25 protein-coding genes and 1 tRNA gene are annotated in these 22,611 nt (G+C 46.5%); 17 read left to right on the top strand and 9 right to left on the bottom strand.

All coding sequences use genetic code 11. From position 1 onward, the window contains the following. Positions 1 to 155: 155 nt before the first annotated feature. Entirely contained in the window at positions 156 to 338 is a 183-nt protein-coding gene (locus QUA02_RS12840) for a hypothetical protein (protein WP_333028206.1), read from the top strand. Positions 339 to 464: 126 nt separating this feature from the next. After that, positions 465 to 1,103: a PadR family transcriptional regulator gene (locus QUA02_RS12835; protein ID WP_333028204.1), complete on the top strand. Its 639-nt coding sequence runs from the start codon at positions 465 to 467 to the stop codon at positions 1,101 to 1,103. Positions 1,104 to 1,421: 318 nt separating this feature from the next. Here the strand turns inward: QUA02_RS12835 and thyD are convergent, their stop codons facing one another. Continuing rightward, positions 1,422 to 2,348 carry a thylakoid membrane protein ThyD gene (thyD, locus tag QUA02_RS12830; protein WP_333028203.1) on the bottom strand — a complete coding sequence of 309 codons (927 nt, stop codon included), beginning with the start codon at positions 2,346 to 2,348 and terminating at the stop codon, positions 1,422 to 1,424. Positions 2,349 to 2,496: 148 nt separating this feature from the next. Between thyD and QUA02_RS12825 the strand changes: the two genes are divergently transcribed. Beyond that, a complete protein-coding gene (locus QUA02_RS12825; protein ID WP_333028202.1) occupies positions 2,497 to 4,128 on the top strand; it encodes a DUF3352 domain-containing protein in 1,632 nt (543 codons plus the stop codon). Positions 4,129 to 4,309: 181 nt separating this feature from the next. On the opposite strand, the gene QUA02_RS12820 is transcribed toward QUA02_RS12825, so the two are convergent. The 3 genes from QUA02_RS12820 to QUA02_RS12810 all read right to left on the bottom strand — a co-directional run bounded on the left by QUA02_RS12820 (position 4,310) and on the right by QUA02_RS12810 (position 5,560). Beyond that, the gene (locus QUA02_RS12820; RefSeq protein WP_332984883.1) at positions 4,310 to 4,507 is read right to left on the bottom strand and encodes a hypothetical protein; all 198 of its coding nucleotides are present in this window, start codon (positions 4,505 to 4,507) and stop codon (positions 4,310 to 4,312) included. A 192-nt stretch (positions 4,508 to 4,699) separates the two neighbouring features. Further along, a complete protein-coding gene (locus QUA02_RS12815; protein WP_333028201.1) occupies positions 4,700 to 5,116 on the bottom strand; it encodes a tetratricopeptide repeat protein in 417 nt (138 codons plus the stop codon). A 90-nt stretch (positions 5,117 to 5,206) separates the two neighbouring features. Continuing rightward, complete coding sequence (locus QUA02_RS12810) at positions 5,207 to 5,560, bottom strand: HesB/IscA family protein (RefSeq protein ID WP_333028200.1); 354 nt, start codon at positions 5,558 to 5,560, stop codon at positions 5,207 to 5,209. 156 nt (positions 5,561 to 5,716) lie between these two features. Between QUA02_RS12810 and QUA02_RS12805 the strand changes: the two genes are divergently transcribed. The 7 genes from QUA02_RS12805 (at position 5,717) to QUA02_RS12775 (ending at position 12,716) form a co-directional block, all read left to right on the top strand. Continuing rightward, entirely contained in the window at positions 5,717 to 7,360 is a 1,644-nt protein-coding gene (locus QUA02_RS12805; RefSeq protein ID WP_333028198.1) for a DUF6930 domain-containing protein, read from the top strand. A 175-nt stretch (positions 7,361 to 7,535) separates the two neighbouring features. Further along, entirely contained in the window at positions 7,536 to 7,790 is a 255-nt protein-coding gene (locus QUA02_RS12800; protein WP_333028196.1) for a hypothetical protein, read from the top strand. A gap of 4 nt (positions 7,791 to 7,794) precedes the next feature. Then, positions 7,795 to 8,151 carry a type II toxin-antitoxin system PemK/MazF family toxin gene (locus QUA02_RS12795; protein ID WP_333028194.1) on the top strand — a complete coding sequence of 119 codons (357 nt, stop codon included), beginning with the start codon at positions 7,795 to 7,797 and terminating at the stop codon, positions 8,149 to 8,151. Between the two features lie 62 nt (positions 8,152 to 8,213). Then, entirely contained in the window at positions 8,214 to 9,650 is a 1,437-nt protein-coding gene (gene zds, locus QUA02_RS12790; RefSeq protein WP_333028193.1) for a 9,9'-di-cis-zeta-carotene desaturase, read from the top strand. 175 nt (positions 9,651 to 9,825) lie between these two features. Further along, positions 9,826 to 10,272 (top strand): SRPBCC family protein, encoded by a 447-nt coding sequence (locus QUA02_RS12785; protein WP_333028191.1) that lies wholly within the window; start codon positions 9,826 to 9,828, stop codon positions 10,270 to 10,272. Between the two features lie 259 nt (positions 10,273 to 10,531). Then, positions 10,532 to 12,556, top strand: coding sequence for a protein kinase domain-containing protein (locus QUA02_RS12780; protein WP_333028189.1), 2,025 nt, complete (start codon positions 10,532 to 10,534; stop codon positions 12,554 to 12,556). Between the two features lie 86 nt (positions 12,557 to 12,642). Beyond that, positions 12,643 to 12,716 (top strand) — tRNA-Val (locus tag QUA02_RS12775). Between the two features lie 194 nt (positions 12,717 to 12,910). Here QUA02_RS12775 and QUA02_RS12770 read toward each other — a convergent pair. Beyond that, positions 12,911 to 13,096 (bottom strand): hypothetical protein, encoded by a 186-nt coding sequence (locus tag QUA02_RS12770; RefSeq protein WP_333028186.1) that lies wholly within the window; start codon positions 13,094 to 13,096, stop codon positions 12,911 to 12,913. An 84-nt stretch (positions 13,097 to 13,180) separates the two neighbouring features. On the opposite strand from QUA02_RS12770, the gene QUA02_RS12765 reads away from it, so the two are divergent. Further along, on the top strand, positions 13,181 to 16,726 hold the full coding sequence (locus QUA02_RS12765) for a hybrid sensor histidine kinase/response regulator (protein ID WP_333028183.1): 3,546 nt from the start codon (positions 13,181 to 13,183) through the stop codon (positions 16,724 to 16,726). Between the two features lie 145 nt (positions 16,727 to 16,871). Beyond that, complete coding sequence (locus QUA02_RS12760; RefSeq protein ID WP_333028180.1) at positions 16,872 to 17,042, top strand: hypothetical protein; 171 nt, start codon at positions 16,872 to 16,874, stop codon at positions 17,040 to 17,042. On the opposite strand, the gene QUA02_RS12755 is transcribed toward QUA02_RS12760, so the two are convergent. Both QUA02_RS12755 and QUA02_RS12750 read right to left on the bottom strand, forming a co-directional pair. Continuing rightward, positions 17,010 to 17,186, bottom strand: a complete 177-nt coding sequence (locus QUA02_RS12755; RefSeq protein WP_333028178.1) for a hypothetical protein — start codon at positions 17,184 to 17,186, stop codon at positions 17,010 to 17,012. The genes QUA02_RS12760 and QUA02_RS12755 overlap by 33 nt on opposite strands. Then, the gene (locus QUA02_RS12750; RefSeq protein WP_333028177.1) at positions 17,179 to 18,315 is read right to left on the bottom strand and encodes a hypothetical protein; all 1,137 of its coding nucleotides are present in this window, start codon (positions 18,313 to 18,315) and stop codon (positions 17,179 to 17,181) included. The genes QUA02_RS12755 and QUA02_RS12750 overlap by 8 nt, the downstream gene beginning before the upstream one ends. A 211-nt stretch (positions 18,316 to 18,526) precedes the next feature. On the opposite strand from QUA02_RS12750, the gene QUA02_RS12745 reads away from it, so the two are divergent. The 3 genes from QUA02_RS12745 to QUA02_RS12735 all read left to right on the top strand — a co-directional run bounded on the left by QUA02_RS12745 (position 18,527) and on the right by QUA02_RS12735 (position 19,918). Further along, entirely contained in the window at positions 18,527 to 18,826 is a 300-nt protein-coding gene (locus QUA02_RS12745) for a helix-turn-helix domain-containing protein (protein ID WP_333028174.1), read from the top strand. Between the two features lie 306 nt (positions 18,827 to 19,132). After that, positions 19,133 to 19,414 (top strand): helix-turn-helix domain-containing protein, encoded by a 282-nt coding sequence (locus QUA02_RS12740; protein ID WP_333028172.1) that lies wholly within the window; start codon positions 19,133 to 19,135, stop codon positions 19,412 to 19,414. A 234-nt stretch (positions 19,415 to 19,648) separates the two neighbouring features. Then, positions 19,649 to 19,918: a helix-turn-helix transcriptional regulator gene (locus tag QUA02_RS12735; RefSeq protein ID WP_333028169.1), complete on the top strand. Its 270-nt coding sequence runs from the start codon at positions 19,649 to 19,651 to the stop codon at positions 19,916 to 19,918. Between the two features lie 39 nt (positions 19,919 to 19,957). Here QUA02_RS12735 and arfB read toward each other — a convergent pair whose 3' ends face one another. Both arfB and QUA02_RS12725 read right to left on the bottom strand, forming a co-directional pair. Further along, complete coding sequence (arfB, locus tag QUA02_RS12730; RefSeq protein WP_333028167.1) at positions 19,958 to 20,371, bottom strand: alternative ribosome rescue aminoacyl-tRNA hydrolase ArfB; 414 nt, start codon at positions 20,369 to 20,371, stop codon at positions 19,958 to 19,960. A 266-nt stretch (positions 20,372 to 20,637) separates the two neighbouring features. Continuing rightward, the gene (locus QUA02_RS12725; RefSeq protein ID WP_333028166.1) at positions 20,638 to 21,135 is read right to left on the bottom strand and encodes a restriction endonuclease; all 498 of its coding nucleotides are present in this window, start codon (positions 21,133 to 21,135) and stop codon (positions 20,638 to 20,640) included. A 280-nt stretch (positions 21,136 to 21,415) separates the two neighbouring features. Between QUA02_RS12725 and QUA02_RS12720 the strand changes: the two genes are divergently transcribed. Both QUA02_RS12720 and QUA02_RS12715 read left to right on the top strand, forming a co-directional pair. Then, positions 21,416 to 21,577 (top strand): hypothetical protein, encoded by a 162-nt coding sequence (locus QUA02_RS12720; protein WP_333028163.1) that lies wholly within the window; start codon positions 21,416 to 21,418, stop codon positions 21,575 to 21,577. Between the two features lie 686 nt (positions 21,578 to 22,263). Further along, positions 22,264 to 22,398, top strand: coding sequence for a hypothetical protein (locus tag QUA02_RS12715; RefSeq protein ID WP_333028162.1), 135 nt, complete (start codon positions 22,264 to 22,266; stop codon positions 22,396 to 22,398). Positions 22,399 to 22,611: the final 213 nt, after the last annotated feature.

Genomic DNA, 22,611 nt, shown 5'->3' with positions numbered 1-22,611 from the left:
TGTCTGCTTTCGCGATAAATTCGGTTTAGCAATTTCAAGGAAAGTGGATTGATATCTCGAAGTAAAAACATATAAAATTTCTTTGAATACAACTTGATATTTTCAGTATATCATATTAGTTGATTTGTGTAATTAATTTTGTTGAGCTACTTAGGATGCCAAAATTATCGCAGAAACCCGGTTTCTGGGCTGAGGCGCGCATGGAGCCTCAGAAACCGGGTTTCTTAACTAAATCGGGCGTGACGATGCCAGAATTATCGCAGAAACCCGGTTTCTTGGATGGTCGCGTGGGGAGTCAAAAACTGGGTTTAGCTCGTTCCCAGACTCCTTCCTGGTAACGAGGACAGGCTTTTGCCATAAACCAAAAAACCCAAGCACAGCCTATCTTTACAAATCTTTATCTAAGAGTTACCGATATATCGCGATATGTCGTATAGTAGAGAAAGTTGATTTAGGATTCACATATGTTTAGACACTTTCGTTTCCACTTTCCGGCACTTGTATCGGCAGGAGTCAGTGAAGAGGATCTATCGCTTATCAGTCATTGGTTCCAGCATGGCAAGGATCGTGGCACGCCTCATCGCGGGCATCATGGCAAGCACTTTGGCGATGAAGTATTTGGTCGCGGGTGGGGAGACGAACACCGGACTCGTCGGGGTGACATCAAGTTCATCCTGCTGGAATTGTTATCCGAACACCCTGCTCATGGTTACGACTTGATCAAAAAAATGGAAACCCAAAATAGCGGTTTCCGTCGCCTCAGTCCCGGCTCAGTATATCCAACACTCCAGATGCTGGAGGACGGTGGTTATCTAAGCAGCACACAGGAAGGCGGTAAGAAGATTTACACGATTACTGATGAGGGCAGACAACTCTTGGCAGAGCGTGCCCAACAGGAAACTTCAGGCTCTCCTTGGGATGCCTTCAAAACCGTAATGATGGGTAAGCCCCAAGAGTTTATTGAGTTGCGGAATGTGACTACAGAATTAGCTGCTGCTGTGATGCAAGTTGCTCGCAGCGGCAATGTTGAGCGAATCAATCGGGTGCGCGAGCTTTTAGAACAAGTTAAACGGGAAATTTACGGGATTCTTGCTGAGAAATAAGTGATATTGCAGAAACCCGGTTTTTTGGATGGTTGGACTAGGCGCGCGGGGATTCAGAAACCGGGTTTCTTCGGAAAATCTCGTGAGGATGCGTAAATTCTCGTAGAAACCCGGTTTCTTGGACTAGGCGCGCGGGGATTCAGAAACCGGGTTTCTTCGGAAAATCTCGTGAGGATGCGTAAATTCTCGTAGAAACCCGGTTTCTTGGACTAGGCGCGTGAGGATTCAGAAACCGGGTTTCTTAACTAAATCGGCCGTGAAGATGCCAAAATTATCGCAGAAACCCGGTTTCTTGGACAACGAGGATTCGGCTAGTTATTAACTTCCAGATAAAATCTCTTCCAGTGCTAATTTCAGCGTCGGATATTGATATTGAAAACCGCTAGCTAAAGTTTTTTTCGGCAACACTTTCTGCCCTTCCAGAACAACTTTTGCCCCGTCTCCCAACAGCATTTCTAAAGCAAAACTTGGCACCGGCAACCAAGAAGGCCGACTTAAAACTTCTCCTAAAGTTTGGCACAATTCATTCATCCGCACCGGATTAGGTGCTGTCGCATTCAAAACACCTTGAACTTGCGAATTTTGCAGAGTATACAAAATTAAATCAACTACATCCTCGCGATGAACCCAAGAAAACCACTGTTTTCCTGTCCCAATCGGGCCGCCTGCAAATAGTTTAAAAGGTGGCAGCATTTTTGCTAGCGCGCCTCCCATTCCCAAAACTATCCCCAGCCGCAAAATTGCTAGCCGCGTTCCCGCATTTTTTACAGGTTGGGCGGCTGCTTCCCAGTCTTTGCACACTGCTGCTAAAAAATCGTTTCCCGCGAGGCTCGTTTCGTCAAACTCAGCAGTTTCGCTGGTTCCGTAATAGCCGATCGCCGATGCGCTAACCAACACAGATGGTCTAGGATTAGCATTGACGATCGCCTCGACCAATTTTGCCGTCGTCAGTCTGCGACTATCCAGAATTGCTTGCTGGCGCGCCTCTGTCCACCTTTCCTCTGCAATCGGAACCCCAGCTAAATTGACAACACCATCGCAGCCCGCGATCGACTTTTGCCAATCACCAGACTCCGCAGGAGTGTAGGCGACAACTTCCAAATTCGGATAAGCTGAAGCCGGAAAAACTCGGCCAGCCTTCGCCGCATCCCTGCTCAAAACTACCACTTGATGTCCCGCAGCTTGCAGCTTTTCCACCAGCCGGCTACCTACAAATCCCGTTGCTCCCGCGATCGCTACTTTCATCTTTTACCCGCAATGCACATCAACAGTAGTTTAGACGATCGTCCAAACTTGTTTTGAATTATACAAAAATAAAGAGCAGCCTCGATCGCCTCCACACAAGCCAAGTGTATTTTCATTAAACTGATAAAGGACGCGAGGATTAAAAACAATGCCTGCAAAAAAACCAAAGCTTCTAATTGCTGCCGCCATCGTCGCAGCAGGTAGCGCCGCGGTCTACTTTTACTTCCAGGGTTTGAACAACAAAGTATTCAACCCTCAAGAGAGTGCCAAAGTTATACCTGACGAAGCAATGATGGCCGCGTTTATCTCCCCCAATCCCCAAGCGCTGTCACAGTTGCAGCGATTTGGCACGCCAGGGGCTCAAAAGTTGATCGGTCAGGGTTTGAAGGCCTTTCAAGAACAAAGCTTGGCAGGCACTCAAATCGACTTTGACAGGGACTTAAAGCCTTGGCTGGGGGGGGTGATGGTCGCTTTGTTGCCCCCTGATGCTATGGCGAAAACCGAGCCTCCAAAACTGCTGGTAGTAGTCAGTGTGAAAAATAAAATTAGCGCTTGGAATTTTGCGAATAAATTAAAATCTCAGCCCGGTGCAACCACTACTGAAAGCGAGTATAAAGGAGTTAAAATTTCTGAGATTGCAGAACCAACTGGCAAGCGCTACAGTGTGGCTTTGCTGAACGACCAATTAGTGATGGCTCCTTTGAGAAAGCCTGTGGAATTGGCGATCGATACTTTTAAAGGAGAACCCTCCCTAGCCACCCAGCAGAGTACAAGTAAGTTTTTCTCCGAGAGTGCTGGGGTAAAGAATCCGATCGCTACTATTTTTATTGCTGAATATCCTGCTGCAATGCAGCAATTGAAAGCTAATTTGCCCGCAGATTTCCAGTTGCCTTCGACAGTGTTTTCGCAGTTCAAACAAGTTAAGTCTTTGGTTGCGGGAATTGGCGCGGACAGTGCGGGATTGAGGGTAAAAACTATCGCTCAGTTAGACCCGAAATTCGCGCAGCAAAATCCACAAGTCGCATCGAAATTGTTACCCAGATTTCCCGGCGAAACCATTGCTTTAGTCGGCGGCAAGGGAATCGATCGAATTTGGTCGCAAGCAACCGCCGAGGCAAAAGATAGCCCGGAAGTTGACAGGGGAGTTCAGCAGGTGAGAGATAGTTTTAAGCGGTTGGATCTGGATGCGGATCGTGATGTTTTTGGTTGGATGAATGGGGAATTTGCGATCGGGGCGATCGGTTCGGATCGAGGCATTTTGTCTCAGTTGGGGATGGGGGCGGCGATGATTTTTGAAACGAGCGATCGCCCCGCAGCGGAAGCAACCCTGAAAAAACTCGATGCGATCGCCAAAAGCAATCCTACAGTCAGCATCGCCCCCCGACAAGTTCAAGGAAAGGAGGTTACGGAGTGGACAATACCCCAGCAAGGGACTTTATTCGGGCACGGCTGGCTGAATCAAAATACGATGTTTGTAGCTTTCGGCGGGCCTTTAGTTGATGTGATTAGTGTTACGCCGCCGCAGCCGTTAAGCAGCAGTCCGAGTTTTCAGGCGATCGCCACTTCTTTACCGCAAGTCAACCAAGGTTACTTTTACATAGATATGGAAAAAACCATGTCTTGGGCTAACCAATATTTGCTCGCAGTACAGCCAAATTTAGTTTCGCCGCCCGTCGCTGAATTGCTCAATTCTCTCCGAGGAATTAGCGTAGCCACAGCTTCGACAGAACCGACAACAGCTCAGCTTGAAATGCTTTTTGCCTTGAAATCTAACAATTAGGGAATCGGGAATTGGTAATCGGTAATCGGGAATTGGTAATTCTTCCTTCTATCCGTTAAATCCCGTATACGGCTTCGTTGCCTAATTTCCTTCGTACAAAAAAACGTACAAAAAAGATGCTGCCCTCAATGGAGGGCAGCTACTCAAATAAAGCATCTTAAAGTCTCTCAAAACTTCAGAATTAACCTTCAGACATTCCAGATTTATTCGGCAATTGCAAATCATCCGGATCTACATAATGACAAACTGCTTTGTCCATGCAAATCAAAGCCCAACCGGACTTATCAATGCTCATCAGCTTGTAAGACGCTGGCTGAATAAAGAAACCTTTGTGATTGCGGGTTGCTGGCTTGATGTTAACGTGGCTTTCAGTGCTCATAGTCTTACAACTCCTGGTACTAATTAACTAAGCTTGTATTCCGTCGGACTTTGTGAATCGTCTAAGTTTTCAAATACTAGCACTGACTTCCTGAGTTTTCCATAAAGTTATTTATTGATTTATTACGATGTCGTAATAAATCCCAAAGCCGATTTCCTCGATCCCCGCTCAAAAATCGGCTTGTTTGCGCGGCTAGGGTTCAAAAAGCCACTGTTTAACGCGGGCGAGACTCTTCCAGTCCGGTTTTCTGCTTAATCCTTCTTCAAAATTCTTTTTAACTTCATCGAGCAACTCTTCGGAAGCCATCAGGATTTGCTGAGCGATTTCTACGTGAGGGCGCACTCCTTTCTCTTTGAGGTCGAGGATGGCGACTGCTAGGTTGATGCGAGCTTGGGGGTCGTGAGGGTTCAATTTAACGGCGGTTTTCGCGGCCTTTTGAGCCGGTGCGGGTTTATCTTCCAAGAGGTAGAGCCACGCGAGGCTAGCCCAGGCATTGCCATTTTTGGGAGCTTTCTCGCACACTTCTTTAAACACGGGAATCAGATTAGCAGGGGCTTCGCCAGCTTGGTAGCGATCGAAACCGTCTTTAAACAATTCTTCAGGGGTCATTCGATTTTGGATTTGAGATTTGGGATGTTGGATGGAAAAGGGCGTGGGGCAGTTAACAACTTTATGCCCCATGCCCTATTTTCCACTTTTTTATGTAGAAAAAGAACTGCCACAGCCGCAAGTTTGAGTCGCGTTGGGGTTAGTAAACTGAAAGCCGCCCCCGATCATAGCATCGCTGAAGTCGAGCACCAAACCGTAGAGATAAAGAATGCTCTTGCGATCGCAAACTACCTGAAAACCGTCGTAGTCGAACACTTCATCGTCGGATTTCACAGTGCTGGGGTCTGCGAAATCCATCACGTAAGACATCCCAGAACAGCCGCCCTGGCGCACTCCTACCCGCAAGCAGAGGTCTTTACCTTGTTTTTCTCTGAGACCTAAAACTTGACGGACTGCGGAGTCCGTCATTTGAATGCCCCGCTTTTGTGAAATGGCTTGAGTCATTTTCCGAACTCCTGATACTGTTCAATGCTAAGAGTTTCTCTTATTTACTTATTGTACAGGACTGCTGGAGCTTCGGCTGTTGAGGGTTTATGATTGAGAGGCAGCGGTTGACCCTTCGTGGCACCGCAACCATGCTTCACCCAACGGGCTTACTCTATGGCAGCGCTGAATCGCTCTACTCTTCGTCGGCTACAAAACTTACCTCAAATTCCCAGCGTGTGGGAGGGCGATCGCCGACCCTTATCTAATGCTGACTCGCACATGATGATAGATGACGATGATGTTCTAGAAGCTGGTGGCGAGTGCATTCTCTGGGTCGATGGCTCCGAAGGAGTCGTGAGGGCTATGGATATGGTAGGCCCCGATGTCGGCCCAGAGGCGATCGTCCGAGCTCTGCTGCGGGCAATGGAACATCCCCAAAGTCCGGCGCCTGCAGTCCGCCCCCAAAAAATAGTAGTCAAAAACCGAGAAATTCAATTTTATCTGCGGGGCGTACTTCAAGATTTAGGTATTTCCATTGACTACGTACCCGAATTACCCTTAATTGACGAAATATTTCGGGGAATGGAAGAGGTGGCTGTCAATCGGCCTCCCGAGTTGCCACCTCAGTACGCTGAAGTTTTAATCGAAAAAGCTGCTCACATTTGGCATGACGCGCCGTGGCGGACTTTGAGCGAACACCAAATTATATCTATTGAAATCAATCAGTGGGATGTCGGCAGCCTCTACGTGTCCGTATTGGGGCAAGGCAGAATGGATTACGGAGTTTTGCTTTACCGCTCTCTAGAGTCCTTGAAGCGGTTTCGAGAGCGAGTCGTCAACGATGATTCTTTTGAAGATTTAGAACAGGCTTTTTTAGGGCAAGACTGTTTGTTCCTCACATTTGAAAGTGCTGGCGATATTGATGAGGACGACGACGAAGAAGAAATTGATTTAGCCGATTTGCCTCCATCGGAAATTGAACCGAATTTTGGCAACCTGCATCCTTTAGAAGGATTGCGATCGATTCTTTACGAAGAAGAAGCTCTGACAATGTTAGTTGCTCTCGAAGCATTTCACCGCTTTTTCCGCAACGGTCGCCGCAAACTTGCAGCAGAAATATTTCCCACTCTCAGCAGCCGCTACCGCATCCCAGTTCCCCAATCAGACGGGGAAACTCAGCAGGTATCCGTTAAAGTTTCGACGATGCCTGATGTGTCCGACGAATTATTACAGATGCTCGGGGATGACGATGATGACGATGATGATGAATTTGAAATGCCACTGCTGCGGGACGATTTGGTGCCGCAAAATTCATTTTTGAGTCTCGGCGCCGTACCTTGGGAAACGGTAGAGTTCCTGCGCGCAAGTGTCCAGTTTCACCAAGGTGCAGAAACTGATATTACTACCGCCGGAGATGGTTTGCCGGTGGTGATGATCCAAACTTCTCATCCGAAGGCGAAAACGATGATCCAGGATTTGAAAGAAGCTGGAGGGGTGAAGGCAATTGGTTTTAATCCTGGCGAAAATCCTTTTCAGGATGAGCAATACGACTTGGGTATTTTGCAAACTAAAAATGGAGATCTGTATTTGTTTGGGGAGTTTAATGAAAACGATCCGGTGCATCAGGAAGCTCGCCAGAAGTGGGACCGCCGCTGTAAATTAACGAACGGTTGGTGCGGTTTGATTATTGCTAAAGGGTTGATGGGTGCTTCTCGCGGTCAGCCTCAGTTTAAGGATATGGTTGCTTTGCTTGAGGTGCGCTGGGTTTCTGCTAAAGAGTTGGGAATTGGGCCGCTTCAGTTGATGCCGATGTTTTGAAGTTAGTTGACTGTTGACTGTTGACAGTTGACAGTTGGGAGTTGGGAGTTGGGAGTTGGCAGTTGTTAATCGCTTGCGGCTGCTAATAACTAATAACCACTAACCAATAACATTATTCAGCAGTCAACAGTCAACATTCATTTTTTTAAAACTTTAATTATTCCGGAGAATGATTATGTCAAATTCCACTCAAAAGCGAGAAGTGTTAGTCGCCCTTGATGCTGAATTCGCTGATAAAATAGACCAACTTACTGATAATTGGACGGAGGCGATCGAACAAGCTCTCCGTCTCTGGTACGCTAAGCAAATCGAAGATAAGTTGCGGAAGTTTTATCTTAACCGCAGCCCAGAAGATATTGAGTTTGAGGAAGACTGGGCAACATTTGCTCAGTCACAAATGGAAGAAATTTTAATAGAGGAAGGTCTTTGATACAATGACAGAAGCTTATCCGCGACAAGGCGAAGTTTATCTTGTGAGAGCTTTGCGAACGATCGGAGATACCAAAAAGCGTCCTGTTGCTGTCGTTTCCATAGATAGCCGCAATGAATTGAGCCGTACTGTACTGATTGTTCCTTTTACTAGCGATTTGAGAGGGGGCGAAACTCCGACTAGGGTTTTGATTCCTGCTGGTGAAGGAGGATTAGAATCGGACTCGCTGGCTGTCTGCGAGCAAATTCTAGCTGTCCAAAAGACATTTCTAGAACAAGGCCCTTACGGTCAAATTAGTGCTGTGTCTTTGGCAAGAATTCAGAAGGCGGTACAAGTGTCGATCGGCATTTACGAACTTTAATAATATTTCTAATATTCTAAAATTTGTTACAATTTGTAAAAATACTGAAAAGGATAGATAAAATGCGGGTTGCGATCGCAGGTGCGGGACTAGCTGGAATGACAACAGCCGTCGATTTAGTGGATGCCGGCCACGAAGTAGAAATTTTTGAATCCCGCCCCTTTGTCGGCGGCAAAGTCGGCAGTTGGGTAGATCCCGACGGCAATCACGTTGAAATGGGTTTGCACGTCTTCTTCGGCTGTTATTATAACTTATTTGCCCTGATGAAAAAAGTGGGAGCATTTGACGATTTGCTCCTCAAAGAACACGTCCACACTTTTATCAATCGAGGCGGCGAAACCGGTTCTTTAGATTTTCGCTTTCCCGTGGGTGCACCTTTGCACGGATTGAAGGCATTTTTTACGACATCCCAGCTATCCGTACAAGACAAAATTCAAAATGCGATCGCCCTGGGAACTAGCCCGATCGTCCGGGGTTTGATAGACTTTGACGGGGCAATGAAAACTATCCGCGATTTGGATAAAGTTAGCTTCGCTGACTGGTTCCGCAGCCAAGGTGGCAACCAAAACTCGCTCAAAAGAATGTGGAATCCGATCGCCTACGCACTGGGTTTTATCGACACTGAAAATATTTCTGCCCGGTGTATGTTGACAATCTTTCAATTCTTTGCATCAAAAACCGAAGCCTCTGTCATGCGGATGCTGGCCGGTTCTCCCAACGAATATTTGCACAAACCAATTGTGGAATATTTGGAAAAGAAAGGAGCAAAAATTTACACGCGGCGCAGAGTCCGAGAAATTCAGTTTGAAGAAGGCGAAAAAACCAGCGTGACAGGCTTGGTAGTAGCTAACGGCGAAACAGAAGAAAATATTACCGCAGACGCTTACGTTTTCGCCTGCGACGTGCCGGGAATTCAGAAAATATTGCCCCCAGCTTGGCGCAAATGGTCGGAATTTGACAACATTTATAAATTAGATGCGGTGCCAGTTGCTACAGTACAATTGCGGTTCGACGGCTGGGTAACGGAACTGGAAGATGAAGCGAAGCGCAAACAGTTGAGCCACGCTGTAGGAATCGATAATTTGCTATATTCAGCAGATGCAGATTTTTCTTGTTTTGCAGATTTGGCACTGACCAGTCCCAAGGATTATTATCAAGAAGGACAAGGTTCGCTGTTGCAGTTGGTGCTGACACCGGGAGATCCGTTTATTAAACAAAGCAATGAGGCGATCGCCCAACACGTACTTAAGCAAGTTCAGGATTTATTCCCCTCAGCGCGGGAATTAAACATGACTTGGTACAGTGTAGTTAAGCTCGCTCAATCTTTGTATCGCGAAGCACCGGGAATGGATGTTTTCCGCCCTGCTCAAAAAACGCCGATCGCCAATTTCTTTCTAGCAGGAAGTTACACTCAGCAAGACTACATTGATAGTATGGAAGGAGCGACACTTTCAGGCCATCAAGCGGCTAAGGCAATTCTCGAAGCTTACACTCATTAGTCATTAGTCCTCTCTCGTTTTCTCTCGTTCCCAGGCTCTGCCTGGGAATGCCTATCAGGAGGCTCAGCCTCCAGTATTTAGACAGGAAACGCGAGGCAGAGCCTCTAGAAATGCGTTACCAGGCAGAGCCTGGGCACCAGAAATCTAAAATCTAAAATCTAAAATCTAAAATCGCATGACTGATTGGTTAGAACACAGCGTCCAAGTAGAAGTGGAAATTCCCATCGAATTAGCGTGGCAACTCTGGTCGGATTTAGAGCAAATGCCGCGCTGGATGAAGTGGATCGAATCAGTTCTGGTTCTCGAAGACAACCCGGAATTATCGCGCTGGAAACTCGCAACTGGCGGGTTAGAATTTAGCTGGCTTTCTCGGATTGTCAAATTAGTGCCGAAGCAGATAATTCAGTGGGAATCGGTAGACGGTTTGCCAAATCGGGGTGCGGTAAGATTTTACGATCGCAAAAACAGCAGCATTGTCAAACTGACAGTAGCTTATGGAGTTCCCGGCTGGCTGGCAAAATTGATGGACAATTCATTTCTAGCGCGAGTAGTTGAATCGACTCTTATGGCTGACTTGGAAAGGTTTAAAGAGTATGCTCTGAAAGTTAAGGCGACATCTTAAATTATGAGAACGGAAGTCATGACTACTAACCAGTTTGCAGTCATGACTTTAGTTTTTTTATTTCTAATTTAGGACTTATGCACCCGAACAAAAAAACCGGGTTTTTGAACCGAGATTGAAAGTTTTAAGCAAATATTTTGGTGAAAAACCCCGTTTATTGTTGCCCGTGCGTCCAGGACTATAATTGTAACGCGAGAGTCGATCGCCCTTTTGCCTCAGTATCATAGAGAGATGCTGCTGATTCCTTCTCGCTTCAGTTATGAGTTACTGCCTAAACCCCACCTGTCAAAACCCGCAAAATGCCGATCGTACCCAATTCTGCCTGAATTGCGGCTCCAAACTGTTGCTGAGAGAGCGTTACCGCGCCATCAAACCCCTCGGGCGCGGCGGTTTCGGCCGCACTTTTTTAGCAGTAGACGAAGACAAACCCTCAAAACCGCGCTGTGCAATTAAACAGTTTTTCCCGCTATCCCAAGGTACCAGCAGCAGCGAGAAAGCAGCAGAATTATTCAACCGAGAAGCGGTGCGGCTGGACGAGTTGGGGAAACACCCGCAAATTCCCGAACTGCTGGCGCACTTTCAGCAGGAACGCTATCAGTATTTGGTGCAGGAATTTATAGAAGGTCAGAATTTACAGGAAGAGTTGGTGCGGACTGGGCCTTTCAGCGAAAGTCAGATTCTCAGTCTGCTGAAGGATTTATTGCCAGTATTGCAGTTCGTGCACGATCGCAGTGTAATTCACCGAGATATTAAACCGCCCAATATTATCCGCCGCCGCATTTCTCAAACTCCCATCATTTATACTTACCCCACATTAACCGGGGAATTAGTTTTAGTTGATTTTGGCGCTGCAAAAGTTGTGGAGGGTTTGAGAGAAACCGGTACAGTCATCGGTTCTCCCGAATTCGTCGCGCCGGAACAAATTAGAGGTCAAGCGGTTTATGCCAGCGATTTGTACAGTTTGGGAGTAACTTGCATTTATTTGCTGACTCAAATATCTCCTTTTGATTTGTTCGATATCAATCAAGATGTTTGGGTTTGGCGAGACTTTTTGAAGGTTCCAATCGATCAGAAATTAAGTCGCATCCTCGATAAAATGATCGAACCAAGTCTCAGTCGCCGCTACAAATCTGTAGCTGAAGTCTTGAAAGATTTGCAGCCGCAGCAGTCGGCGGTGCAGGTTCCGACTCCGGCGGCCCCTGCTATTTCCATGCCGCAGAGGATGCCTGCGGTGCAGAATGCAGTGCCGCCAACGGTTGCAGGCACTATCATACCTGTGCCGCCGATGCAGCGGGTTGTCCCCGCACGCGCGCCCACTTGGAAGTGCGTTCATACTCTGGTAGGGCATTCCAATGCTGTCACGTCGGTAGCTTTCAGTCCCGACGGCGCGACTTTAGCTAGCGGCAGTGAGGACAAGACGATCGAGATGTGGAAGTTGGATGCGGGTAAGCGGTGGTATACTCTTACGGGTCATTCTGACTGGGTGACTTGTGTGGCGTTTAGTCCTGATGGGGCGACTTTGGCTAGTGGTGGCCGTGATAAAACCATTCATATTTGGGATTTGAATAAGGGTAAGTGGTGGTACGCTTTGGCTGGTCATTCTGACAGGATTTCTGCTGTGGCGTTTAGTCGGGACGGTCAGGTTTTGGCTAGCGGCAGTCGGGACAAAACTGTGCAGTTGTGGAATTTGAATAAGGGAAGGCGGATGTCGGCTTTGACTGGTCACGCTGGCGGGGTGGAGGCGGTGGCTTTTAGTGCTGGCGGGGAGTTTTTGGCTAGCGGCAGTCGGGACAAGACTGTGCAGTTGTGGGATTGGCAAAATGGTCGATCGATTTGTACTCTGGCGGAGCACCGGGATTGGGTGCGGGCGATCGTTTTTGCTGTGAACTCCCCCAACTCCCCTGCCGGTCAGACCCCCCCCAACCCCCCCTTGGTAAGGGGGGGAGATGCAGAAGGATCATCGATTTTGGCGACGGGGAGTCGGGATGGTACGGCGAAGCTGTGGCGGGTGGACGCACAGGGGCGAGGGACGCTGTTGCGGAGTATGAGGGACAATTCTGGGGATGTTTTGTGTGTGGCGTTCAGTCCCGATGGTCGGGTTTTGGCGACGGGGAGTCGGGATGGCACGATTTATTTGTGGGATGCCGGCACGGGGGGTTTGCTGGAAATTCTGACAGGCCACGCGGGGGAGGTTTTGTCGGTGGCGTTTAGTGCTGATGGGGGGAGTTTGGCTAGTGGTGGGGGCGATCGAACTGTGAAGATTTGGCGGGGGATTGGGGATTAGGGGCGATGTCAAGAGTGTCCGTCTAAAAAATCTTAGATTTATGCTTGACAGGCGATCGAAGGTTGTGCTAAATTAGGAATTCGTGAGGACGCATAGCTCAGTTGGTTAGAGCACTACGTTGACATCGTAGGGGTCACTGGTTCGAGTCCAGTTGTGTCCATACTTAAAACCCGCCCACAAAGCGGGTTTTGTTGTTTCTAAAACTTGTTTCTACAACCAAACTGCTAGATTTGGCATTCTCAATTAGGAATGACAGAATATGTCTAGGTCAGAGATTTAGTAGAGTTGCCACGTTTTGTCGAGGCTGTTGCTGAGCAGTTGCATAGTTTGCATGAGTTCGGTGTTAAAGAAACGCTAGCCCGATTCTCGCAGGCACCATCCCCATCCGCGAACAAAGCGCAAGCAAGCATAACAAGAAAAAGAATAACTTTGAGAACGCGATCGCCTTCCACGAGCCGAAGCAGAAGCCGCTAACCGGATTAAAGACGAATTTTTAGCGGTGCTGTCCCATGATTTGCGATCGCCCGTTTGCTTCAACACTGAATGACTTAGGTTTTGGGCATATTATATCTTAATTTCTTAACAATAGCTGGCATAATAGGTAAATAGGCAGGATTAACCGCAATGAATGTAGAGCGTACAAACTCCTTGAATCATCGAGAAGAGCTTACTGTAAATTTTTCTCAAGAGCTATGTACAGACTGCCAAGCAATTGAAGCACGATTTGCGGCGATCGTAGATCGCATGGCTGAGGCCTTCATTTCTATTAATTCAGAGTGGCACTGCACTTATGTCAACCATAAAGCAGAGCAGCTTTTAAACAGGAACCGGCAACACCTGATAGGCAAAAATATATGGACTATATTTTCGGTCGATCTTACATCTGAGCTATATAAATATTGTCATCGAGCGATCGCAACGCAAACTGCAATCGAGTTTGAAGAACACTACCCCTTACTCAACAAGTGTTTGAGAATTCGCCTCATCAAGAGTGAAGATGGCTTACTTCTTTACTTCCAAGATACTACTGAAACATCTCAAGTCGATCGACAATTGAAAGCCGAAATCGTCAAGTGCCAGCAGGTGGAAGCCACTCTTCACAAAGAACAGGACTTTTTGAACGCAATCCTAAACAACGTTCAAGCTGGCATTGTGGCTTGCGATGCCGATGGCATATTGACGGTATTTAACCAAGCAGCTAAAGATTTTCATGGATTACCTCAGCAGCCAGTTCCAGCGGCTCAATGGGCCCAATATTATGACTTGTATTTGTCAGACGGCAAAACACGCATGAAGACAGAGGATATTCCCCTGTTTCAGGCATTGCAAGGACAGAACGTTCGTGATGTGGAAATGATGATTGTTCCGCAGCAGGGAACTGCACGAATGCTGTTAGCAACTGGACAGGCAATTATTGCCGCCAACGGCGAAAAACAGGGTGCAGTTGTCGTGATGCACGACATTACAAAACGCAAGCAGGCAGAAACTGGTTTGCGTGAGGGTGAAGCGCAATTATCCAGTATCTTCCAAACTATTCCTGATGGCATAACCATTCTAGATTCTACCGGACAGATTATTGCCGCAAATAAGGCAGCAGAGAGGATTTTAAGATTGACTCGCAGCGACATTGTGGAGCGAGGCTATAACGATCCCTCCTGGTTCATTACAACCGTGGAGGGTCATCCTTTCCCAAAAGATGAACTGCCGTTTGCGAGGGTGATGCAAACTGGTGAGCCTGTTTATAATATTGAACATGGCATTAGCCATGCCGATGGAACTCGCACGATTCTCTCGATCAATGCTTCCCCTTTGTTTGACCCAGAGGGACAAATTATCAACATTATTGCTGCTTTCAGCGACATTACTGAACGCAAGCAAACCGAAGACGAACGAGTACAACTTGTTCAAGAACAGGCAGCCCGTGCTGTAGCAGAAAATTCTCAACAACAATCAGCATTTTTAGCGGAAGTGAGTGCTGTCCTTTCCTCTTCGCTGGAGTATGAACAAACTCTCCAAAGCGTTGCAAAGCTGGCAGTTCCTTATTTTGCAGATTGGTGTAGTGTCGATTTGCTGAATGACGATCGCACGATCTGTCGGGTTGCAGTTGCTCATTCAGATCCCGAAAAAGTGAAGTTTGGTTGGGAGTTGGCTCAACGCTTTCCCAGACATCTCGATGAGGCGTATGGCATTTCTCAAGTCATGCAAACAGGACAGGCTGAAATTGCCATTGAGATTACAGATGAACAGTTAGTTGCGGCAGTGCCGAATGCTGAATACCTGGAAATCATACGTGGAGTTGGGTTAAAGTCCTGCATCATTGCACCGCTACAGGCACGCGGGCGCGTGTTGGGCAGCATTACGTTGGTGTTTACTGAATCCGATCGCCGCTATTGCCTGGAAGACATTGCTCTGGCTGAAGATTTGGCTCAGCGAGCAGCGATCGCCATTGATAACGCTCGTCTCTATAATGAAACACAACAAGCGAAATTAGCCGCCGAACTCGCTGCTAACCGGACGGCTCGACTGCTGGCGGTGATGACAGCGTTGTCTGAATCGCTAACCTCGGCTCAAGTGGCTCAGGTGATTATTGAACAGGGAATGTCTGCACTGGGAGCAAGTTGTGGTTTGGTTGCGGTATTAAACCAGAAGGCAAGCGAACTGGAGATTATTCAAGCGATCGGGTACGAGCACGTAGGAGAATTTCAGCGCAGTTTTTCGATTCATGCACCCTATCCTCTCGCAGAAGCCGTGCGAAGTGGGCAACCTGTTTGGCTAGAAAATATCGAAAACCGAATTGCCCGTTATCCTGATTTAGCTGAAGCTTATGCCAAGGCTGGTTCAGAAGCCTGGATTTCAGTGCCATTGTTGATTGAAGGACAAGCCGTTGGTGGGCTATCGCTGGGTTTTTCGACCGTTCCCCAGCTTTGTGAGAGCGATCGCGCTTTCGTTTTGGCACTGGCACAGCAGTCGGCGCAGTCGATCGACCGAGCAAGACTCTATGAGTCAGAACAGCAAGCACGGGCAGAAGCCGAAGCCGCTAACCGAATAAAAGATGAGTTCTTAGCGGTTTTATCTCACGAATTGCGAACTCCGTTGAATCCTATTCTGGGTTGGACTCGACTGCTGCGAAAAGGAACTCTCAATTCTGGGAAGATAGCAGCCGCTCTCGAAACGATTGAACGCAACGCCGAGTTGCAAGTTCAACTGATTGAGGATTTGCTGGATATTTCTCGCATTCTGCAAGGCAAGCTGAGTTTGAACTCTACTCCTATTAATTTGAAAACAACTCTTAAAGCTGCGATCGAAACAGTTAGTTTAGCCGCTGAAGCGAAGAACATTCAAATTCAAACTCAGCTAGAACCGAATGTGGGCGATGTGTTAGGAGACGCTACCCGATTGCAACAGGTTCTCTGGAATTTGCTCACCAATGCCATTAAGTTCACCCCAATTGGAGGTCGAGTTGAAGTTGAGCTAAAAACGATTGATTCCTATGCTCAAATTCAAGTCAGGGATACAGGGAAAGGGATTAAGCCAGAATTTATTCCCTATGTCTTTGACACATTTCGACAAGCCGATAGCAGTATTACGAGAACATTTGGTGGGTTAGGGCTGGGATTAGCGATCGTGCGTCACGTCGTTGAGCTACATGGTGGAACTGTCAAAGCCGAAAGTTTTGGAGAAGGACAGGGTGCAACATTTACTGTCACACTTCCCTTATTAGCCAGGAACAATAACGTGAACAGTGACCAGAAGGACAATCTATCACTCAATGCTCACACTTCACCTTTGGCTAGATTATGTATCCTCGCCGTCGATGACGAAGTAGACAATTTAGAGTTAGTTCAATTTATCTTAGAGGAAGCGGGAGCCACCGTGATCTGTGCATCTTCAGCAACAGATGCGCTACAAAAGCTCAATGAATCTAAGCCAGATGTTTTGATTGCTGATATTGGGATGCCACAAATTGATGGCTATAAGTTGATTCGTCAAATCAGACAACTATCGACACAGGAGGGAGGAGAGATTCCCGCGATCGCTCTCACAGCGTATGCAGGTGAGACAAATCAACAGCAAGCACTAGCAGCCGGATTTCAAAGGCATCTTCCCAAGCCTGTCGATCCTGAAATGTTAGTACAAACAATTGAGCACTTGCTTCATCCAATAGAGTAAGGCATTGAGCGCAGCGTGAAGGGTAAGCACTGTGGGGATAATCTACCTCAGTTTTAGCCAGATTTCTGATACTCCGTCATCTCCCCAAACCGCATAAAACATCGTTGACACCAGGCATCCGCCCACAACGCGGGAACTTTAAACTTTGCCCCACAGTTGGGAAATTCCGATCGCAATCGCAACTAATGTCGATCGCCCCCCTGCATCCCCAAATCATCTCAAATCCGATCGCCCGCCCACGATATCTGTAGGGACACGGCACTGCCGTGTCCTGACGCGGAACTTACCTGTGACAGCCTTGGGCGATCGCCCTTAACACCGCTAGCCGCACTTCTGGATGAGATTTCTCAAGCCCGTTAGCCCGAAAAATCCAGTGTCCGCCGCCCGCGTGCTCGATCGCAATTTTCTGTCCGTCAGGCAAAACAATTTGCCACCAATTCAACACAGTGGCTTTAATCATGTGGCACTGAATTTCGTTCAATTGAACCTCCATTAGTTTCAGTTGACGCATGATCGGATTTTGGGCTGATGATTTCATGATTTTTATCCTCAAATGAATTTGACAGTTTCTTAGCTAGGATTTCAGTTTGCTTATTTTTCAACTTAATTTCACGTTCGGAACTTTTAGCCTTAACTTTCCCTTCCGAACTTTTAGCCTTAACTTCTTCCTTTTTACCACCTTTCGGCTCAACTTTCACTCCAAAACCTTTAGATTTAACTTTGTTTTGAGCCGAATTTGAAGTTTGTTGCTTTGCAGGCTTCTTAAACTCCGCGTCTAATTGGTCTAAAATCTCCTCTTGTTCGGGAGTATGTTCCGCTGGCTGCTCTAAATTTCTGGGATTGTATTCGTCAACCAACCTGGCCAAAAATTCCGAAATTGACAGTCCCGCTGCGGCTGCTTTTTTCGTTAAAAGGGCGTAGGTGTCGGTTTTAATGCGAATTTGTTTGAGCCGGAGGTTGGGATTGTTGTCAACAGTTTCGGCAATAGTTACTGCGGTAATCCTTTCTTTGGGTATGACATCCACAACTTCTTGCCACTTTTCCTGCAAAAGACACTCGCCGTATTGGTCGGTTACTGCGTGTTTGAACAATGGGACAACTTGAGCAACGCAGCTAGGCAAAATCTCAAATCCGGCTTTAATTAAGCGCAGGCAAATGCCAGCAGATTTGATAATTTGCGTGCAGTAAAAATACTGCCTGCCTAATGCTTGTTCGCAGTAAGTTTTAAAAGTTTTGAACTTGTCTTTGTACAATCGCAGTTTTCGGATCGCGTCCAGCATGATTCCTTGCCGCACGTAGTCTAGGAATCCCCTTTTAATTTCGCCTGTCAGGTAGTCTAAATCGTGAAAGGGAGATTGATTCTGGATTTCTTCTTCAAAGTCTAGCAGCGGGCCTGCAAAGTGAAAGTTGGAGGCGACATCGCCTAGGTAGATGTTGTCCATAGATGTGGGCACGATCGGGAATTGTTCGAGGAAGGGAACGATAGCACGGAAGTTGTGCGATCGCAAAGTTGAAGTTTTGGTCTGGATCTTTGATACAATTTTGAGCTGGGCCGTCTCTGTGAGGTCGATCGACCTTTTAAATGGCATTACCTCCTCGGGCTTGAGGAAAATAGGCTTGAGGTATGCGCCCAAGCCCCAAAAATACGCTTGGGTATGCAGGCACTATTGATAGACACAAAAAGTAAGGCGGTTCTTCAAACCTGCATTTTGACGAAAGTAGGCTCGCCAGGGGGCCTTTGTTTGGTCGCTATACATGAAGTGTACTTCATCTAAATAACCATGTCAAGAGGTTCGCTTCATGAAACAAACTTCATTCACTGTGGAAGAAAATTTGCAAGAAAAGGACAAGTCTCCATTAAGGCTTCTCAGAGAACAAGCTGGCCTAACCCGCCCTCAAGTCAAACAACATATCGGCGTTTCTGAGCGGATGCAAGCTGACTGGGAATCAGGAAAGTCCATGCCAACTGTTGAAAACGTAGCTGCACTGGCTAACCTGTACCAGGTTTCTCTAAAAACTATGTTTGAGCTTTTAGGATTAGATGTAACTAAAATTCCCGATGACTTACCAAGTCGATCGCCCTCGCAGAACGACAACTAACAAGTACAGCGAAGTCATGGTCTGGATGTTTGATACAATTTTGAGTTGGGCTGTGAGGTCGATCGACTTTTTACATGGAATCACCTCCTCGGCGTTGAGGAAAAGAGGCTTGAGGTATGCGCCCAAGCCCCGAAAATACTAAGGCTATGCAGGCATAATGGGTAGACACTACAAATAAGGCGGTTCTTCAAACCTGCATTTTGACCTTGGAGGCTCGTTGAGCTGCCTTTGTTGTGCCTACCAACATGAAGTTTACGTCTTCTCAAAGTCTTTGTCAAGACGTTTGCATCATGAACCTTTCGTCCTATGATAGAAGAAGATTTACAAGAAAAGGAGAAGTCTCCATTGAGACTACTCAGAGAACAAGCTGGACTAACACGCCCTCAAGTCAAAGAAAAAATCGGAATTTCCGAGCGAAGACAAGCTGACTGGGAATTAGGCAAGGCTCTACCTAATGCTGAAAACATACTTGCTATGGCTAACCTGTACCAGGTTTCTCTAAAAACTATGTTTGAGCTTTTAGGATTAGATGTAACTAAAATTCCCGATGACTTACCAAGTCGATCGCCCTCGCAGAACGACAACTAACCCGCAGGGGTTCGGAAATGTCTAGGGAAAGGGGCTTGAGTCATGCACCCAAGCCCGGAAAATACTAAGGGTATGCAGGCATAATGGGTAGAAACTACAAATAGGGCAGCTTGCTAAACCAAAGCGTTTCCACCGTCCGGCTAAAGCAGCCGCCTTTCTGTTGTCTCTATCTTAAACAACCTTAGTTGTATTTAACCGATTTGTCAACAACTTTGGTTGTGAATTTCCTATGATATGCCCCGAAAGAAACAAACTCAAGAGTCCAAAGATATACCAGCACTGCAAATCTTGCGGGAGGCTGTTGGTTTATCGCAATCCGCCTTAGCAAAACAAATTCCCGACAAAACCCGCACAAAAACCCTAACTCAGCAAGCCATTAGCAAATGGGAACGAGGACTAGACGAACCCGAACTGACCATTGCTCAAATGAAAGCCCTTTGCAAAGCTTTGGGAAAAACGCTTAACGATTTACCTGACGACTTAGGCCCACCAAATCCCGACTGACAACTAAAAAGTCAAAAAGCCCGATCGACCTTTCATCGATCAATCCGTAATTTTCGCTCTCAGAGCTTTAATCTGCCCTCGCTTGGTTTTGCTGTCGAGACGCTTGCGCTGGGAACTGCGAGTTGCTTTGCTGGGTTTGCGCCTTTTCGGTATGACGATCGCACTTTTAATCAGTTCTTGCAGCCGTCTCAAAGCCTCCTCCCGGTTTTGTTCCTGGCTGCGGTGTTCCTGGGCTTTGATGACAATCACACCTTCGGAGGTGATGCGCTGGTCGTTGATTTGCAACAAACGCTGCTTGTAGCGATCGGGCAATGAGGAAGCTGGGATATCAAAGCGCAAGTGAATAGCACTCGCCACCTTATTTACATTTTGTCCCCCCGCGCCTTGAGAGCGAATCGCACTAATCTCGATTTCGCCATCTGGAATGAACACAGTATTAGAAATTTGTAACATGATGAATAAGTGAAATTAAAGATACTGAGAAACCAGTGCATCTTTTATATATAACTTACTGTAGTTAGGGAACAGGATATTACCCACAATCTGGACACGGCAGTGCCGTGTCCCTACAATTAATCGGGGGATGGTTGCATCTGGTGCGAGCGCAAGCGATTATTTTGGGGTAGGGAAACGGCACTGCCGTGTCCTCTCCGTTGCTATTGTTTGACTACTAACAGTAAACAGTCAACAATCATGGATGAGTGCCACCGGAATCGATCTTATTTACACTTCTTAGCTGTCAGGATGAAATCGATTAGTTGTTTTCGATCCCATAACTCTACGTCGTTAGATTCAGCAAGGTTGTAAGCATTTTCGGTAAATCGGTTGTTGGTGATGACTCTTCCTTTATTTCCTTTGTAATGTCTGACGGCTCCTGCTACTTCTTGAACTGCTTTAATACCAACTGGATTTTTGCTTCTTTTCGCTTGAACTACAGTTTTCGATCCATCTTTGTATAAAATTAAATCCGCCCCATAATCTTGACTATCTTGAGTTAAAGTAACACCATAACCAAAGTTTCTAAAATGGACATCTAGAAACTTTTCAAACTCTTTTCCTGTCATTTCATCTACTTCCAAAATCCCACTTTCTAATAAACGTTTTTTTCCCTCTTCTTCTTTTCTCTCTTCTTCTTTCTCTTCTTCTTTCCATCTATCAACTACCGATTTCGCAATAGCAACGGCAACGGCAGCGCCTCCTACTATAAAAGGCCACATAAACTTACATTTATTTAAAAGGATTATTTATTATACCAGATTTCTTCAGTATAGTTATCTACGAATATCACAAGCACATTGTGATCTTAATTACTGACAAATTAAACATAAAATCGTCTTCTTTTAGATACCCGACTTCTTTAATAAGTCGGGTATCTGGGTATTCGGTAGAAAAATTACCAGCAACTGATCCCTACAATAACTACTTTTTCTATCCATAGAGGGTCGCGCCACTGCGGTCAGAAATAGTAAGCATATAGAAGACACGTTATCAAAATACATGACAGACACAAAGCTGAGCATTGTCATTACAGGCGCAGATACTGAACTCGGACAAGAAACCTTCCGGCAGTTTGTAGCACACGGACACAAAGTAACCAGATTGACGCAGGACAAAAATGGTGCAGCAACCGTGCGTTCCCACGGCGGAATCGCAGTATAAACTGACCCATCGAATGCTGTTGAACTCAGGGATGCGATTCTGGCCGCCAATGCAGATGTGGTGTGAACCTGACCCCGCAACGGGCAAATACGCTGCTAAGCGATGGGCAAGAGTTGTCACCGCTCAACAAGTGGTTTACAGAAGCTTAAATTACCAATTATTTCCCGCTAGCAATGTTCGGTTATCACCCTACTCAATCGCTAGTCAATCCATGAAAACCATTCTAAAATAAGTGTATAGGTTCGTTAATCTATGATTAGGCTCGGGACAAACCAATTTTTTTGTTTCTGAGATCCAAAAGCTTCTTCCCCGAAGGGAGGGATGAATTGGCGAAGGCTGAGAGCATGGCGCATATTGCTAGAGTGATTGTTTATGTAGCTATTGAGCTACAGAAAAGGAAAAACCAGTCTCCCACTAACGAAAACAAAGGAGGAAAAAAGCTATGAAATTAAAGTTCGTAAACTTAATACTAGCCATGTTCTTGCTCTTCGCCAACGCGTCCGGTCCAATCCTAAAACTGAATAGCCTGTAAGTAGGCCCACCTCAAACAGAATACCCAGAACCCCGACTTCTTTAAGAAGTCGGGGTTCTAACATATGGAGATGGAGATAGTTTTACTTTTAATTACGTTGATTTACTTAGTTCAGCCTTTTGCCAGATGACAACCCTTAACTGCTCAAACCACAGTGAATTTGTTAAAGCTTTCTACTACCGTTGGGGGCGACTCATTCCGCAAGCAGTTTGGGTGGAGTCCGCGCTATCCCAGCTACCGAGAGGGGTTGCAGCAAACGGTTGATACGTGGGGAGCAAGTGCTGGTTGAATTGTTTTGATTCCAAGCTATGTTGGCGCTGAACTTGAACAATACTTGGACTTGGGCTTTTTGGGTGCGATCAAGTTCAAGTATTATTCAAAGAGTCAGGCGATCGCTCTTTAACGACGAATATATTAAAAGCTATCTCAAAAACAAACGTCAAAACAATTTGCAACCCCCAATCAATTCGTAAGGTGCGCCGAAACGCACCCTACAAAAACT

The sequence above is a fragment of the Microcoleus pseudofavosus SVA1_A4 genome, from assembly GCF_036700565.1.
GTDB lineage: Bacteria > Cyanobacteriota > Cyanobacteriia > Cyanobacteriales > Microcoleaceae > Microcoleus.
This window is presented reverse-complemented; position numbering and strand designations above follow the sequence as displayed.

Bases quoted from the DNA above. Each gene is read 5' to 3' on its own strand.
- QUA02_RS12780 (WP_333028189.1), top strand. From the start codon at position 10,532: ATGAGTTACTGCCTAAACCCCACCTGTCAAAACCCGCAAAATGCCGAT.
- QUA02_RS12800 (WP_333028196.1), top strand. From the start codon at position 7,536: ATGTCAAATTCCACTCAAAAGCGAGAAGTGTTAGTCGCCCTTGATGCT.
- QUA02_RS12835 (WP_333028204.1), top strand. From the start codon at position 465: ATGTTTAGACACTTTCGTTTCCACTTTCCGGCACTTGTATCGGCAGGA.
- QUA02_RS12825 (WP_333028202.1), top strand. From the start codon at position 2,497: ATGCCTGCAAAAAAACCAAAGCTTCTAATTGCTGCCGCCATCGTCGCA.
- QUA02_RS12815 (WP_333028201.1), bottom strand. From the start codon at position 5,116: ATGACCCCTGAAGAATTGTTTAAAGACGGTTTCGATCGCTACCAAGCT.
- QUA02_RS12755 (WP_333028178.1), bottom strand. From the start codon at position 17,186: ATGATTAAAGCCACTGTGTTGAATTGGTGGCAAATTGTTTTGCCTGAC.
- QUA02_RS12820 (WP_332984883.1), bottom strand. From the start codon at position 4,507: ATGAGCACTGAAAGCCACGTTAACATCAAGCCAGCAACCCGCAATCAC.
- QUA02_RS12765 (WP_333028183.1), top strand. From the start codon at position 13,181: ATGAATGTAGAGCGTACAAACTCCTTGAATCATCGAGAAGAGCTTACT.
- QUA02_RS12795 (WP_333028194.1), top strand. From the start codon at position 7,795: ATGACAGAAGCTTATCCGCGACAAGGCGAAGTTTATCTTGTGAGAGCT.
- QUA02_RS12750 (WP_333028177.1), bottom strand. From the start codon at position 18,315: ATGCCATTTAAAAGGTCGATCGACCTCACAGAGACGGCCCAGCTCAAA.
- QUA02_RS12805 (WP_333028198.1), top strand. From the start codon at position 5,717: ATGGCAGCGCTGAATCGCTCTACTCTTCGTCGGCTACAAAACTTACCT.
- thyD (WP_333028203.1), bottom strand. From the start codon at position 2,348: ATGAAAGTAGCGATCGCGGGAGCAACGGGATTTGTAGGTAGCCGGCTG.
- zds (WP_333028193.1), top strand. From the start codon at position 8,214: ATGCGGGTTGCGATCGCAGGTGCGGGACTAGCTGGAATGACAACAGCC.
- QUA02_RS12720 (WP_333028163.1), top strand. From the start codon at position 21,416: ATGACAGACACAAAGCTGAGCATTGTCATTACAGGCGCAGATACTGAA.
- QUA02_RS12745 (WP_333028174.1), top strand. From the start codon at position 18,527: ATGAAACAAACTTCATTCACTGTGGAAGAAAATTTGCAAGAAAAGGAC.
- QUA02_RS12725 (WP_333028166.1), bottom strand. From the start codon at position 21,135: ATGTGGCCTTTTATAGTAGGAGGCGCTGCCGTTGCCGTTGCTATTGCG.
- QUA02_RS12840 (WP_333028206.1), top strand. From the start codon at position 156: ATGCCAAAATTATCGCAGAAACCCGGTTTCTGGGCTGAGGCGCGCATG.
- arfB (WP_333028167.1), bottom strand. From the start codon at position 20,371: ATGTTACAAATTTCTAATACTGTGTTCATTCCAGATGGCGAAATCGAG.
- QUA02_RS12740 (WP_333028172.1), top strand. From the start codon at position 19,133: ATGATAGAAGAAGATTTACAAGAAAAGGAGAAGTCTCCATTGAGACTA.
- QUA02_RS12785 (WP_333028191.1), top strand. From the start codon at position 9,826: ATGACTGATTGGTTAGAACACAGCGTCCAAGTAGAAGTGGAAATTCCC.
- QUA02_RS12810 (WP_333028200.1), bottom strand. From the start codon at position 5,560: ATGACTCAAGCCATTTCACAAAAGCGGGGCATTCAAATGACGGACTCC.
- QUA02_RS12735 (WP_333028169.1), top strand. From the start codon at position 19,649: ATGCCCCGAAAGAAACAAACTCAAGAGTCCAAAGATATACCAGCACTG.